The sequence below is a fragment of the Chryseobacterium vaccae genome (assembly GCF_009602705.1).
Lineage (GTDB): Bacteria > Bacteroidota > Bacteroidia > Flavobacteriales > Weeksellaceae > Chryseobacterium > Chryseobacterium vaccae.
Map to the genome: position 1 here is coordinate 610,989 of NZ_VSWH01000001.1, position 12,909 is coordinate 623,897.

Here is a 12,909-nt window from a genome sequence, read left to right on the forward strand (position 1 = left end):
ATCAGTTCTGCCAATAGACCCGTATCTACACAAAACAGAAAGACATAAAGACACCTTTCACACCACTCACTTAATATTTAATTTATGGACTTTCAGAAAAATCTTTTAGACTACATAAGCCAGTCATTAATGACTGCAGGAGAAACCATTGCTATAGCAGAAAGTGTTACATCAGGCTGTTTGCAGCTGGCTTTTTCACAAATGCATAATGCTTCCCTGTTTTATAAAGGAGGAATAACGGCTTATACACTGCCGCAGAAAGTAAAACTGCTGAATGTAAACAGAAAAGAAGCGGAGGAATGCGACTGTGTCTCAGAAAATATAGCTTCGGTTATGGCTCTTAATGCCGCCCGGCTTTTTGAATCCGACTGGTCTATTGCTACTACGGGATACTGTACTCCCATAAGAAACTCTGCCTATAAAATTTTCGCTTATTTTTCCTTTTCTTATAAAGGAGAGATTGTTCTTGCTAAAAAGCTGGAGCTTCACCATAAAACACAGGCTTTAAATGCACAGATGTATTATACGGAATTTATTCTGGGTTGTTTTAAAAGTGAAATCAATCAGCTGCTTATTCTGAGATCGGATGGGTAGCCATTAAGAACTGGTTTATTTTTATTCCACTTTCAATAATCTTTAGTATCTTAATTCAGAATTTCTTCAAAATTGAACATATACCTTTGCTGAATGAAAATTCTGATCATAGAAGACGAACCTGAATTGGCCCGGAGTATTGCCACATATCTTTCGGAAGAAAATTATTTATGTGAATTTGCGTCTAGTTTCGGAGAAGCTTTTGACAAGATCAAAAGTTTCAGCTATGATTGTATTCTGCTGGATATTTCACTTCCGGACGGAAGCGGTATGAAAATTCTGGAAGAACTTAAAAAAGATAATAAACAGGAGGGGGTAATCATTATTTCAGCAAAAAATTCATTGGAAGACAAAATAGAAGGTCTTCAGACAGGGGCTGATGATTATCTTACCAAACCGTTTCATTTATCTGAACTTTCAGCGAGAATTTACTCTGTTATCAGGAGGAAACATTTTGGGAGTACAAACATAATAACTCAGGATGAGTTACAGATTGATATTCTGGCAAAGACGGTTACTGTAAATAATACCCCGGTGGTTCTCACGAAAAAAGAATTTGATCTTCTGCTGTATTTTATCAGTAATAAAAATAAAGTAATCTCTAAAAGTGCTCTGGCGGAACATCTTTCCGGAGATTTTGCAGATATGCTGGACAATCATGATTTTGTATATGCTCACGTAAAAAATCTTAAGAAAAAACTCTATGATGCAGGCAGCAGGCATTATCTGAAGACGGTGTACGGAACAGGATATAAATGGAGCGGGGAATAGAAGAACATCAGAATATGAATTGTCAATTTTACTTTGTAAGTGAATGGTAATGGTGAATCGCGTCAGATGACTTATTCACAAGAATCATTACAATTTTAAACCCAGAACAGAACTTTTGAAACCTCTATTAGCCAAAACCACCAAACCGTTTCTGATCTATGTGCTGATTATTTTAGCCGTTAGCATTCCTGTATACTACTGGGTGGTAGACGGTATCTGGATCAGTGAACTGGATGAACACAATAAAGTTATTGCAGAAAAATCAGCGTATGAGCTGAACCAGTTGCATCTTTCTGATGAAGAACTGGAAAAAAGCATTGCTTTGTGGAATACAATCCAACCGGGTACTGATATCCAAAAAATTCCTTTCAACTCACTGAAAAAAGATGTAATTTTTACCATAGAGAAAAAATCTTATACTTCAGAACCGGAATTTGACCGTTTCAGATGTCTTGAAACAGTAGTCTATATTAAAAACAAACCTTATCTTTTTACAGTAGAAACCAACGTGGAAGAAAGTCATGAAACCGTTACAGTCATCGCCTTTACCACACTTTTTTTCTTTATTGTGATTGTCATCGGGCTTCTGATCTTGAACAGAAGACTTTCCAACACGGTATGGAAACCTTTCCATGATACACTCAACCGGCTTAAATCTTTTGATCTCAGCAGCGGAAAGAAAATCAGTTTTGAGAAAACAGATATCAAAGAATTTGAAGAACTCAGCCAGGCTCTTTCAAAGCTTATTGATCATAATATTTCTGTCTATAAAACTCAGAAAGAATTTACAGAAAATGCTTCCCATGAGTTGCAAACTCCTTTGGCTATCCTCCAGAATAAACTTGATGTACTTATCCAGGATGAACATATGACAGAACAGCAATATCAGGTCATTGAAGATCTTAATAAAACGCTGGCAAGAAGCTCCAGAATCAATAAAAACCTGCTGCTGCTTGCCAAAATTGAAAACCAGCAGTTTGCAGGAAATGAAAAGCTGTTAATCAGTGAAATCACAACACAGTATTCTGCTGTATTCCATGAGCACTTTGAGCAAAAAAATATTTCTTTACATGAAGAAATCGAAAACGGAATAGAAGTTTCCGGAAACAGGACTCTTACCGAAACCATGATCAGCAATCTTCTGGTAAATGCTGTAAGACATACAGAGGCAGGAGGAAATGTTCATGTAACATTATCAGAAAAATCACTGGAAATTTCAAATTCCGGAACAGCTGAACTTAATAAAAATACCCTTTTCAAAAGATTTTCGAGATCTTCAACAGACAATTTAGGAAGCGGGCTGGGACTTGCCATTATCAAAGAGATCTGTGTCCGCCAGAACTGGATCATTTCTTATGATTTTAAAAATAATTTCCACATTTTCAGCATTACCTTTTAAAATTCAAAATTTCTTCTAAATTGAAATGGAACTTTGCGGTATCATTAATACAAAAGATACTGCACACTTATGAAAGGTTTCATTTCAAGCTTACTATTTATATGGGTAAGTTTTCAGCAGATTCACGCACAGGACAGTTTAGCCGTTGAAAAAATTCAGGACAGCGTTATCATTCAGGATGAGGTTCCCGCAGATAAAACCCATCAGTTCAGATATAAAAAGCTTATTATTCCGGCTGTATTTATTTCCTACGGATTTGCAAGTCTGGGAATCAGCAGCTTAAAGCAGCTTAATTCTTCTACTCAGTATGAGATCAGTGAACATAAACCGGACCATATCAGACTGGATAATTATACCCAGTTTGCTCCGGCAGTATTGGTGTATGGGCTAAATGCATTCGGAGTGGAAGGAAAACATAATTTCCGGGACAGAAGTATTATTTACGGAACTTCTCTGCTCATCTCTTCAGCATTTATGCTTCCTTTAAAACATATTACCAAAGAAGAAAGACCGGATGGTTCCAATCGGCTGTCATTTCCTTCCGGACATACGGCGATGGCATTTGCTTCTGCACAGTTTATGTTCCGGGAATATAAGGACACCAATTTCTGGATAGGGATTTCCGGGTATTCACTTGCTGTATTTACCGGAGTTTACCGAATGTTGAATAATAAACACTGGTTTGGAGATGTTGTAGGCGGAGCCGGGTTCGGAATTTTGTCTACCGAGCTGGCATATTGGCTGTATCCTAAGATCAATACTCTTTTAGATGGGAAAAAGGAAAAGTCCCAAATGATGATTTTGCCTTATTACCAGAAAGGAAATGTTGGAATAGGATTGGTGAAAAACTTTTAAAAATAAGACCATGGCCATTTATATCACACTGCTTTTCTTTGCTACCATCGCTGCTTTTTGGATCAGTACAATCTGTGGAGGAGGTGCCAGCCTGATTCTTATCCCGATCCTGAATATGATGCTTCCTGGTTCTTTAGTCCCGTTTTCACTGACGGTAGGAACTTTTACAAGTTCTTTGTCCCGTATTGCTGTTTTTAAAAAGCATATCAGATGGAGGATTTTTTTGTGGTTTGTCCCTTTTTCTATTCCTGCTGTTTTAGTAGGGGCGTGGCTCATCAAATATGTCAATCCGAACTATTTGCAGTTAATTGTTGCCTTTTTCCTGATGGCCAATGTTCCGGAATTGTTCAAAGCAAAAAAAACGGAACAGGAACCTCAAAAGCTTTATCCTTCGGCAGCCCTGGCACTTATAGGATTTTGTGCAGGATTTGTTTCCGGTATTACAGGAGCTATTGGGTTGCTGTTTAATCGTTTTTATCTGCGATTTGGGCTGAAAAAAGAAGAAATTGTGGCAACAAGAGCGGCCAATGAAGTATTCCTCCATTTCATCAAGCTGATGATCTATCTTTCACTCGGTTTATACTCAGGAAAAGCATTGTGGTTTGGGCTGGCTATTGCTGTAGCGGCCATTATTTCATCATATACTATAAAATATATTCTTCCGTATTTAAGCGAAATGATGTTTAAAAAGATAGGATATGGTGCAATGGTAGTCTCCGGAATAATGCTTCTGGTGGGAACTTCAGATAAAATAATAAAAGAAGATAAAATTGCTTTTTCATCCACCCTGCACAGCGGAGAGACGGAATCTGTGATCTCATGGCGGAAAACCGATTTTGTTGTTGAATTCGCATTTGATGATGGTTTTGAAGTGGAAAGACCTATAAAACCAGAGGAACTGCCAGATCCCCTTAAAGAAAAATATCTACAGCTGGAACCGTATTATGACCGCATTCATCTTGAAAAGGTCTTTATGTTCAGAAAAGAACCTGCTTATGAATTTTACTGCTATAAAGACGGAAAACTTACAAAATTTGAAATTTAATGTTTACGGATCTCCGGCCTGGATTTCATAATTGCTTTGTAAGAAGAAGTAAATGCAGACAGACTTTGATATCCGACCTTATAAGCAATCTGGCTTAAAGTATATTGCCCGGTGTCCAGCAGTTCAATACTTTTTAAGATGCGTACCAGCTGATGGTATTTCTGAAGCGTAATTCCTGTTTCATTTTTAAAATTTCTCTGAAGGGAACGAACAGACATTTGCGCCTTTTCTGCAAGCAACTCTGTATCCAGACTATATCTGAAATTTAAATTGATATGCTCACATACAGGAATAAGCCTTATATCCGCAGGAACGGGGATTCCAAGGTATGAACTTTCCTTACAGAAGTTAGGAAGGCTTTTTAGAATTGCTTTAAAAAACAGATCCTGCTCTTCATCTTCAGTAAGCAGCTGATTCCATTTAGAAGCATACAAAAGCATTTCCTTCAAAACCGGAGGGACGGCAAAAACATGAACATTCTTATAAAAATCTTTCTTGAAAACCGACTTAAATAAAAAGACCATTAAATTCACCGTTTTTGCTTCTGAAGTGATCCGGTGGGCCTTTTCTGAAGGAATCCAGATGACATGATGCTGAGGTACCAGATAGATCTTCTGATCGATATGAAAGTATTGATATCCTTCTTCTACAAATGTAAGCTGTGCCCGGCTGTGGGTATGGTCATAATCATCATGTTTCCAGTCTTTTTCACACCAGACATACGCTTCCTTTTCAATGCTGTCTACAAAACTGCTTTGGGTATATTCTGTTAAACCGCATTTGGTATTGTCGTTCTGCATATATTTTTTGGCAAATTTAATAAAAACGACAGTATTAATTTTGTATTATCAATTATAGTATTCAAAATGAAAAAATTAAGTACACTTTTTGTATTCATTCTATTATTAAAAACTACCACCATTATGGCGCAAAATCAAAAAGCCAGCATATTGGTTCTTATTCATTCAGACAATGGAGGAACATATGAACTGGCAAAAGAAATAGCATCCGGTATTGAAAGCAATGGCAGTGCTTCGGCTGTCATTAAGCAGGTTAAAGAATCTCCGAATGCCAAATTAAAAAATATCCCTGTGGCTTCAGTGGATGAGCTGCCTTCCTATGACGGAATTGTTTTCGGATCTCCGGTCTATTTTGGGAATATAAGTACAGGAATGAGTGAGTTTTTGTCTAAAACCGTTAATTTATGGACGAATCATGCTCTTGAAGGGATGCCTGCCTCTGTATTTATGTCTGCCGGAAGCGGTGCCGGAAAAGAACTGGCATTACAGGCCTTCTGGAACAGTCTTGCTGTTCACGGAATGGTATTGGTTTCTAATGGCATCAGAGGGTATGAAAATATGAATAAAACCATACCACAGGGGAACAGCGTGCTTGGAATTACCAGTATGGCTTCTCTAAAAGACGTGGAAAGACCTACAAAAGACGAACGTATTCTGGCAGAACTGCAGGGAAGAAATTTTGCTAAAACGGCTTTGGCCCTAAAGGGAACTTTTAATAAAAAGCTAACCACCACAGTAAAACCTGCATCAGAAGATATCAATGCCACAATGAAGATTAAAAATATTATGCTGCCTCAGGTTCCTAAGCCAGCCGGAAATTACAAACCTTTCGTACGTTCCGGAAATCTGGTATTCATTAATCAGGTAGCCTTAAAAGAAGGAAAAATTCTTTATCCAGGAAAATTAGGAGCTGACGTGAATGAAGAACAGGTAAAAGAAGCCACAAAAACTACTATGCTGAATGTAATTGCTGTGCTGAAAGAAGCTGTTGGCGGAGACCTGAATAAAGTAAAACAATGTGTACAGCTGACCGGAATTTTCAATACCAAAGACAATTATACCAAACATGCCGATCTTATGAATGTCGCTTCCGATCTTACAGTGGAAGTATTCGGTGAAAAAGGAAAACATGCAAGAGCTACGCTGGGAGCTTCTTCTATTCCTGTCAATTCTTCGGTAGAAATACAGGCTGTTTTTGAAGTGGAATAAGCTCTTTCAACAATTTACAATCAACTGCAGATTTGTGAGAATTTCAATCTCATGGATTTGCAGTTTTTTATTTCCCACAAACCCCACTGAGATTTGTGGAAATTTCTCTCTCAGCTTATTTTATTTGAAAAAATTGCTGAAAAACTCTGGTTTTGTGCCTTAAAGCAGCATAATGATTCAAAACCTTTCGCCATACGTATCCCAGGAAATATCTGATTAAAAAAATAATACAGTCTATTTCGATAAAATTAAAAGTATAAGTAAGATAACACGCAGTGAAAATAACCATCTTCATCCGTGCAATCTGCGCGATTTGTGGGAAATATTTTTATCGCTAATTCACGAATTAATCTGTACCTCCATGCAAAATATAATTAACTGTAAAATATCTATATCTCTTGAGCCAGTACGTCACCGATTATCTTTATACTCTGTTCCAGCTGTTCTTCAGAAAGGGAACCATAGCTCAGTCTAAAACCGTTGATTGTCTGATCAAAGCTGTATTGTTCAGGATGGATGATATTGATGTTTCTTTCAATAAGTAAATCTGTTACGGTATTCCAGTTCAATTTTGCTTTGGGTACAATCCAGAAGGCCAGTCCGCCATCCGGAAGTATAAAATCAGAAGAATTCTTTATGTATTTTTCCAGAAGCCCGGCTACAAAATCTCTTTTGTTCCTGTAATGTAATGTGGCTTTTTTAATATGTTTTTTTACAGCTCCATCTTTAATCAGCTGTAGTACGGCCTGTTCCATAATCACATCACCCTGAACATCAATTATTTTTCTGAGATCTCCGATTCTTTGAAGCAATTTCTGATCTTTGGATACCAGATAACCAATTCTTAAAGCTGGTGCAACTACTTTACTTAGTGTTCCGATATATACGTAATGGTTAAGAGCCGGGAAACTGGAAACGGGAAGAATAGGGCGGTACCCAAAATGGAACTCATTATCATAATCGTCTTCAATGATGGTAAAACCATACTTGTTTGATAATGCAATGAGCTGAAGCCTTCTTGCCAGGCTTAAGGTAACGGTTGTAGGGTATTGCCTGTGAGGGGTGATATAGATCGCTTTGATATTTTTATGGATGGTTAAAAGTTTCTCAATATTTTCAATAATGATCCCTTCATGATCCACTGCTACAGGTAGAAGCTCTGCTCCTGTGTATTCAAAAGCTTTCCAGGCGGGCTGGTATCCCGGGTTTTCTATGATCACCTGATCTCCCGGCTGTAAAAGCGCCTGAGCAGTCAGAAACATGGCCATCTGGCTGCCTCTTGTGATAGATATTTCATTCTCATTGATATTCATTCCTCTTTGATGATTCAGCATCTGGGCAATACTTTTGCGGAATGCAGGATCTCCGTGCTCACTGCTGTAACCCATCATCTGCCACTTGGCTTTTCTGCTGAAAATCTGCCTGTATGCTCTGGCCAGCTCTGTTACAGGGGCAATTTTACTGTCAGGATGTCCGTCGTCAAAATTAATCATCATAGGATTGTCCTGTCGTTTTTCCTCTTCCGGTCCGGATTCTTTTTGAGATGATCTCCGTTGTGAAACCGGCAGTACATCTGAGACAAAAATTCCTTTTCTTTCCTTTGAAATTACCCATTCTTCATTAATGAGTACCTGATAAGCTTCTACTACTGTGTTCCTGTTAATATTCAGCAGCTGGGCCAGATTTCTGCTTCCCGGAAGGGCATCTCCTGCTTTTAATCTTGCTGAACGAATATCTGCAATGATGGTATCAGCGATCTGTAAATAGACTGCTTTATCAAGTTTTTTATCGATTTCCAATTCTAATTTCCAAGGTCTGAGCATCTGGACTATCTATTTATATGAAAACTGTATCAGTTAAACAGTCCAAATATAAAATAATTTTGTCATGCAATAATGCAAAGAACATTTAATTTTTTTAAATCATGGACAAGAAACAATTCAGTTCAAAAGACTTTCATGAAACTTTTGCAAGACCTAAATACGTAAAACCAGGCCATCTGATTCATAAAAACGTAGAAAATGCGGGGGAACACAACCAGTTTTCAACGGAAAGAAAACATCCTGTTTTTTTTGTAGATCTTCCCAGTAAAAATGTAAGTATGACAATAGGAGGTCTTCTTCCGGGCCAGCAGACCAACAGACACAGACATACCTATGAAACGGTATTGTATGTGATTGAAGGCAAAGGATGGACAGAAGTGGAAGATGAAAGAGTGCATTGGGAAGCGGGAGATGCTGTTTACATTCCTTCATGGGCCTGGCATAAACATCAGAATATGAGCGATACTGAACCTGCCAAATATATTGCCTGTGAAAACGCACCGCAGCTACAAAACCTGGGTGTTGCCTTAAGGGAAGAAGAAGGCAGAGATCTTTAGTTACCAGCCATTAAGAAATACTGAAAGTTTAAGCTTCGTTAAGAAAGTCATTCTGATTTTAAAGAAAACCTGCCGTAAACAATCTTAACTGCTTAAACTTTCTTAATGGAAATCATTTAATTTTTAAAATCAATAAACAATGAAAAATGTTCCATTTAAAGGAGTGATTGCTTATCCTATTACCCCTTTCGACGAGAATGAAAAAGTAGACATCCCTCTCTTTAAAAAACTGACTGAAAGGCTGATCGTTTCCGGAAGCCACGGAATAGCTCCGTTAGGAAGTACCGGAGTAATGCCTTATCTGTCCGATGAGGAAAAAGAAGCCGTAACAGAAGCAACAATAGAACAGACCCAGGGGAGGGTCCCGACACTTGTAGGAGTATCTAATCTTACCACAGATAAGACCGTTCATCATGCAAAATTTGCTGAGAAAGCAGGGGCTGATGCTGTAATGATCATTCCTATGAGCTACTGGAAGCTTACGGATGATGAAATTGTATCTCATTATGATACAGTAGCCAGCAAGATTTCTATTCCTATCATGGCTTATAACAATCCGGCCACCAGTGGAGTAGATATGTCTCCAGCTCTTCTTAAAAGACTGTTGGAGATTCCTAATGTAACGATGATCAAAGAGAGTTCCGGAGATATCCAGAGAATGCATTATCTGCGAAAAGAACTGGGAGAGGATGTTGCTTTTTATAACGGATCCAATCCGCTGGCCCTGGCTGCATTTACTGCCGGAGCAAGAGGCTGGTGTACCGCGGCACCGAATCTGATCCCCGAACTGAATGTTGCTTTATACAACGCGGTGGAAGAAGGCAATATAGAAAAAGCCCAAGAGGTTTTCTACATGCAGTTCGACCTGTTGAAATTTATCGTTAATAAAGGACTCCCAAGAGCTGTAAAAGCTGGTTTAAACATTCTGGGAGAAGAAGGCGGAAACCTGAGAAATCCGTTAAAGCCTCTAACGGCTGAAGAAACGCAGGAACTGAAAAATATTATTAAAATCCTTAATTAATTTAATCTTATGAAAAAGTCAATTTTTTATCATGCCGGATGTCCGGTTTGTGTAAGTGCAGAGCACGATATTGTTAACCTTATTGGTGCAGAAAATGTAGAAATTATTCATTTAGGAAATGACAGAAGTAAAATGACAGAAGCTGAAAAGGCGGGGATACAATCTGTCCCTGCTTTGGTAACACCTAATGGAAATGTCCTTCATATCAATTTTGGAGCATCTATGGAAGATGTAAAAAAATAAAAATTCCCGGTGGCTGAATTTTTCAGAATCACCGGGGTTTTCTGTTCTTTTACAAAAGGCAGCCTGAGTTTTCGGCTGTTTTTTCTTTATACAGTGGCATTGCCTTCAACACCGTCTGAATTATTCGTTTTAATTCCAGTTATTGCAGAAGCTACAAAACTGAACAGGCTGACCAGTTTTCCTGCTTTTGTATCCCAATAATACGTTTCTTCAGGCTCTACACGAATGATGGTAACATCCGGATCATTTTTACCGTCAAACCATGCTTTGGCCATCGGAGACCATTTCTCATCAATCGTTGCTTTATCTTTATAAACAGAAGCTTGTCCATATACAGAAAGATATTGAGAGACACTATTGTTCATGAAAAAAAGCTGTACCCTCCGGTCTTCTTTTATTTCAAAATTCTTGTTGCTTACGGCACTACTGATAAACCATAGGTTCCCGCTGTCATCTGTTTCCTGAAGAGTCATAGGCCGTGAATTGACCGGTACGGTTTCCAGTTCTGTACAGAACATGCATATTCTTGCTTTTTCTGACAGTTCTTTGATCTTTTTAATGGCTTCGAGGTGGGTTAAATTCTGTGTTGACATATTATTATATTTTAAAGTTTGGTATTACTGGAAAATAAAAATAAGTGGATTTCTGAAACTGAATTTCAGTAATATTCACTATTAAATATTCAAATACCTGACCAAACAGAATGATTATTGCAAGGAATATCCTGAGTTTATGTATTATTGATCTGAAATCATTTTCTGAAGATCACTCCATGCACCGCCATTGTATACATATTTAAAGCCTTTTTCCTTTAAAATATGCTCAGCTTTTACGCTCCGTAATCCATGAGAACAGACTGTGATGTAGGTTTTATTCTGGTGAAGTTCAGTATATCTTTCGCGGATGCTTCCTAAAGAAATATTAACAGATCCTTCAATATGCCCTGTTTTATATTCTTGTTCCGTTCTTACATCCAGAATAATGGCTCCTTTTTTAATATGGGTTTCAAGATTGTTACCTAATGTCTGGTATTTGTAAACCCGGTAAATAATATACACTGTAAGAGCTATTCCGCAGAGGATTAAGGCATTTTTCATAGTCTGCTTAAAATTTTACGGTCAATATAAAAGGTGCCAAAAGGAATAAAGCACGCCAGGATTACTTTCCAGGTCGTTTCTTTAAATTTCCATTGCTGTTCAACCCCTACACTTAAGGTATTAAACAGGAAAAGAAGAAATAATGTTCCATGAACCGGACCCATTAGTTTTACAAGTCCCGGGTTTCCCAACCCATATTTCAATGGTACCGCAATGAATACCAGAATGAGCAGGGAGATTCCTTCCAGAATGGCCAGAATCCTGAGACGGCCGGCTTTTGTTTTTAATAAATTCATCATAATTATCTAAAATAAGGTCTGTTGGCAAGAGGGGAGAATGGCCATGGGATAGCCATAAAAATAAGTACTAACGCAATGAAATACCAAATAAGCATTGTTCTGAATTTTTCCCGGTCTGTTTCTTTTCTCTTAGCCAAAGCAGAACCTATGGTGATCAGCACAACTGAAGTAATCATTAGTAAAATATGAATCAGCCCGAAGAAAAGCAGGTCCAGAGAGGCTTTAGATTCACTGAAGTTCTTCCAGAAATATTTTACGATTGGACTCCTGGAATAAAGGACAATTCCCAAAACCAGCTGAATATGGGCAATGGTTGCTGTCCAGTGCCGTACCGAATCTTCCTTTTTTCCAAATGTTTTTTGATAAAAATATCCTCTGAAGGCTATCCATATGCTGTAAATAAGGCTTAATAAAACGATCCACCGGAACAGGGAATGAAGAAATGTAAGCGTCTGGTACATGATTAATTTTTAGAACACTTCAAAGATAGAATAAAAACATACTAATTAGTATGTTTTTTGGTAAAAAATTATTCCAAAGATTTGAAATAAGATTTAAGTCCTTTTAAATAAATGAGATACACGGATTTTGAGTTTTCCAGTTTCCCTAAATTCCGCACTCCCCAATAGCCGGACATTACAAAAACGGCAATTTCTTTTGCGTTGACATTCTCTTTTAACGAGTTATTTTTCTTTCCGTTTTCAATACACGAAATAATGGCATCCTCCCATTGTACAGAAAGTTTATTCAGAGCCTTGGTAAAATCTACATGCCATGGAGCCATTTCCTGCGTGAAATTGGAAGCCGGGCAGCCGTATGCAACCTTTAACAAATCATTTTCCATTAAAACGTTATACAGCAGGTTGTAAATACTTTCTAAAGGCTGATCGCTGTTTTGCAGAGGTTCAATGAAGATGCTTTTGAAATTATTGATCAGAAGTTCATTAATGATGGCCAGACCCATTTCATCTTTTGTTTTAAAATGATAATAGAAAGCCCCTTTTGTTACCTGGGTGGTTGCAATGATTTCATCGATGCTTGTGGTCTGATAACCTTTCACATAAATCAGTTCAAAGGCTTTCTGAAGAATATTTAAACGGGTTGCTTCTGATTTTTTCATAGGGAGGCACTGTCTTTACTGCAAAGAAACGGAATTTCTAAAAACTTAACTATCATTATTCTGATAATAAACTACA

At 37.8% G+C, this 12,909-nt stretch carries 16 protein-coding genes; 9 read left to right on the forward strand and 7 right to left on the reverse strand.

Going from position 1 to position 12,909, the window contains the following annotated elements:
* Positions 1–84 precede the first annotated feature (84 nt).
* The 5 genes from FW768_RS02765 (at position 85) to FW768_RS02785 (ending at position 4,664) form a co-directional block, all read left to right on the forward strand.
* The gene (locus FW768_RS02765; protein WP_153392169.1) at positions 85–594 is read left to right on the forward strand and encodes a CinA family protein; all 510 of its coding nucleotides are present in this window, start codon (positions 85–87) and stop codon (positions 592–594) included.
* Positions 595–687: 93 nt separating this feature from the next.
* Positions 688–1,365, forward strand: a complete 678-nt coding sequence (locus FW768_RS02770; RefSeq protein WP_153392171.1) for a response regulator transcription factor — start codon at positions 688–690, stop codon at positions 1,363–1,365.
* Positions 1,366–1,480: 115 nt separating this feature from the next.
* Positions 1,481–2,764 (forward strand): sensor histidine kinase, encoded by a 1,284-nt coding sequence (locus tag FW768_RS02775; RefSeq protein WP_153392173.1) that lies wholly within the window; start codon positions 1,481–1,483, stop codon positions 2,762–2,764.
* 69 nt (positions 2,765–2,833) lie between these two features.
* Positions 2,834–3,619, forward strand: a complete 786-nt coding sequence (locus FW768_RS02780) for a phosphatase PAP2 family protein (RefSeq protein ID WP_153392174.1) — start codon at positions 2,834–2,836, stop codon at positions 3,617–3,619.
* Between the two features lie 10 nt (positions 3,620–3,629).
* A complete protein-coding gene (locus FW768_RS02785) occupies positions 3,630–4,664 on the forward strand; it encodes a sulfite exporter TauE/SafE family protein (RefSeq protein ID WP_153392176.1) in 1,035 nt (344 codons plus the stop codon).
* On the opposite strand, the gene FW768_RS02790 is transcribed toward FW768_RS02785, so the two are convergent.
* Positions 4,661–5,464 (reverse strand): helix-turn-helix domain-containing protein, encoded by an 804-nt coding sequence (locus FW768_RS02790; protein ID WP_153392178.1) that lies wholly within the window; start codon positions 5,462–5,464, stop codon positions 4,661–4,663. The genes FW768_RS02785 and FW768_RS02790 overlap by 4 nt on opposite strands.
* 66 nt (positions 5,465–5,530) lie before the next feature.
* On the opposite strand from FW768_RS02790, the gene FW768_RS02795 reads away from it, so the two are divergent.
* Positions 5,531–6,673: an Atu1372/SO_1960 family protein gene (locus FW768_RS02795; protein WP_153392180.1), complete on the forward strand. Its 1,143-nt coding sequence runs from the start codon at positions 5,531–5,533 to the stop codon at positions 6,671–6,673.
* A 389-nt stretch (positions 6,674–7,062) separates the two neighbouring features.
* Here FW768_RS02795 and pdxR read toward each other — a convergent pair whose 3' ends face one another.
* On the reverse strand, positions 7,063–8,496 hold the full coding sequence (pdxR, locus tag FW768_RS02800) for a MocR-like pyridoxine biosynthesis transcription factor PdxR (protein WP_153392182.1): 1,434 nt from the start codon (positions 8,494–8,496) through the stop codon (positions 7,063–7,065).
* Positions 8,497–8,597: 101 nt separating this feature from the next.
* On the opposite strand from pdxR, the gene FW768_RS02805 reads away from it, so the two are divergent.
* From FW768_RS02805 to FW768_RS02815, 3 genes are all read left to right on the forward strand, one after another.
* A complete protein-coding gene (locus tag FW768_RS02805) occupies positions 8,598–9,053 on the forward strand; it encodes a cupin domain-containing protein (protein WP_153392184.1) in 456 nt (151 codons plus the stop codon).
* A 139-nt stretch (positions 9,054–9,192) separates the two neighbouring features.
* Positions 9,193–10,074, forward strand: a complete 882-nt coding sequence (locus tag FW768_RS02810; RefSeq protein WP_153392186.1) for a dihydrodipicolinate synthase family protein — start codon at positions 9,193–9,195, stop codon at positions 10,072–10,074.
* A 9-nt stretch (positions 10,075–10,083) separates the two neighbouring features.
* On the forward strand, positions 10,084–10,317 hold the full coding sequence (locus FW768_RS02815) for a thioredoxin family protein (protein WP_153392188.1): 234 nt from the start codon (positions 10,084–10,086) through the stop codon (positions 10,315–10,317).
* Positions 10,318–10,403: 86 nt separating this feature from the next.
* On the opposite strand, the gene FW768_RS02820 is transcribed toward FW768_RS02815, so the two are convergent.
* The 5 genes from FW768_RS02820 to FW768_RS02840 all read right to left on the reverse strand — a co-directional run bounded on the left by FW768_RS02820 (position 10,404) and on the right by FW768_RS02840 (position 12,833).
* On the reverse strand, positions 10,404–10,910 hold the full coding sequence (locus tag FW768_RS02820; RefSeq protein WP_153392190.1) for a pyridoxamine 5'-phosphate oxidase family protein: 507 nt from the start codon (positions 10,908–10,910) through the stop codon (positions 10,404–10,406).
* A 144-nt stretch (positions 10,911–11,054) separates the two neighbouring features.
* On the reverse strand, positions 11,055–11,414 hold the full coding sequence (locus FW768_RS02825; protein WP_153392192.1) for a rhodanese-like domain-containing protein: 360 nt from the start codon (positions 11,412–11,414) through the stop codon (positions 11,055–11,057).
* Complete coding sequence (locus FW768_RS02830; protein WP_153392194.1) at positions 11,411–11,713, reverse strand: DUF3817 domain-containing protein; 303 nt, start codon at positions 11,711–11,713, stop codon at positions 11,411–11,413. The genes FW768_RS02825 and FW768_RS02830 overlap by 4 nt, the downstream gene beginning before the upstream one ends.
* Positions 11,714–11,715: 2 nt before the next feature.
* Complete coding sequence (locus FW768_RS02835) at positions 11,716–12,174, reverse strand: hypothetical protein (RefSeq protein ID WP_153392196.1); 459 nt, start codon at positions 12,172–12,174, stop codon at positions 11,716–11,718.
* A gap of 68 nt (positions 12,175–12,242) precedes the next feature.
* Entirely contained in the window at positions 12,243–12,833 is a 591-nt protein-coding gene (locus FW768_RS02840; protein WP_153392198.1) for a TetR/AcrR family transcriptional regulator, read from the reverse strand.
* Positions 12,834–12,909: the final 76 nt, after the last annotated feature.

What these genes read in the sequence shown, in the direction of transcription:
- FW768_RS02765 (WP_153392169.1), top strand. Translation starts at nt 85, where the DNA reads ATGGACTTTCAGAAAAATCTTTTAGACTACATAAGCCAGTCATTAATG.
- FW768_RS02770 (WP_153392171.1), top strand. Translation starts at nt 688, where the DNA reads ATGAAAATTCTGATCATAGAAGACGAACCTGAATTGGCCCGGAGTATT.
- FW768_RS02780 (WP_153392174.1), top strand. Translation starts at nt 2,834, where the DNA reads ATGAAAGGTTTCATTTCAAGCTTACTATTTATATGGGTAAGTTTTCAG.
- FW768_RS02785 (WP_153392176.1), top strand. Translation starts at nt 3,630, where the DNA reads ATGGCCATTTATATCACACTGCTTTTCTTTGCTACCATCGCTGCTTTT.
- FW768_RS02790 (WP_153392178.1), bottom strand. Translation starts at nt 5,464, where the DNA reads ATGCAGAACGACAATACCAAATGCGGTTTAACAGAATATACCCAAAGC.
- FW768_RS02795 (WP_153392180.1), top strand. Translation starts at nt 5,531, where the DNA reads ATGAAAAAATTAAGTACACTTTTTGTATTCATTCTATTATTAAAAACT.
- pdxR (WP_153392182.1), bottom strand. Translation starts at nt 8,496, where the DNA reads ATGCTCAGACCTTGGAAATTAGAATTGGAAATCGATAAAAAACTTGAT.
- FW768_RS02805 (WP_153392184.1), top strand. Translation starts at nt 8,598, where the DNA reads ATGGACAAGAAACAATTCAGTTCAAAAGACTTTCATGAAACTTTTGCA.
- FW768_RS02810 (WP_153392186.1), top strand. Translation starts at nt 9,193, where the DNA reads ATGAAAAATGTTCCATTTAAAGGAGTGATTGCTTATCCTATTACCCCT.
- FW768_RS02815 (WP_153392188.1), top strand. Translation starts at nt 10,084, where the DNA reads ATGAAAAAGTCAATTTTTTATCATGCCGGATGTCCGGTTTGTGTAAGT.
- FW768_RS02820 (WP_153392190.1), bottom strand. Translation starts at nt 10,910, where the DNA reads ATGTCAACACAGAATTTAACCCACCTCGAAGCCATTAAAAAGATCAAA.
- FW768_RS02825 (WP_153392192.1), bottom strand. Translation starts at nt 11,414, where the DNA reads ATGAAAAATGCCTTAATCCTCTGCGGAATAGCTCTTACAGTGTATATT.
- FW768_RS02830 (WP_153392194.1), bottom strand. Translation starts at nt 11,713, where the DNA reads ATGATGAATTTATTAAAAACAAAAGCCGGCCGTCTCAGGATTCTGGCC.
- FW768_RS02835 (WP_153392196.1), bottom strand. Translation starts at nt 12,174, where the DNA reads ATGTACCAGACGCTTACATTTCTTCATTCCCTGTTCCGGTGGATCGTT.
- FW768_RS02840 (WP_153392198.1), bottom strand. Translation starts at nt 12,833, where the DNA reads ATGAAAAAATCAGAAGCAACCCGTTTAAATATTCTTCAGAAAGCCTTT.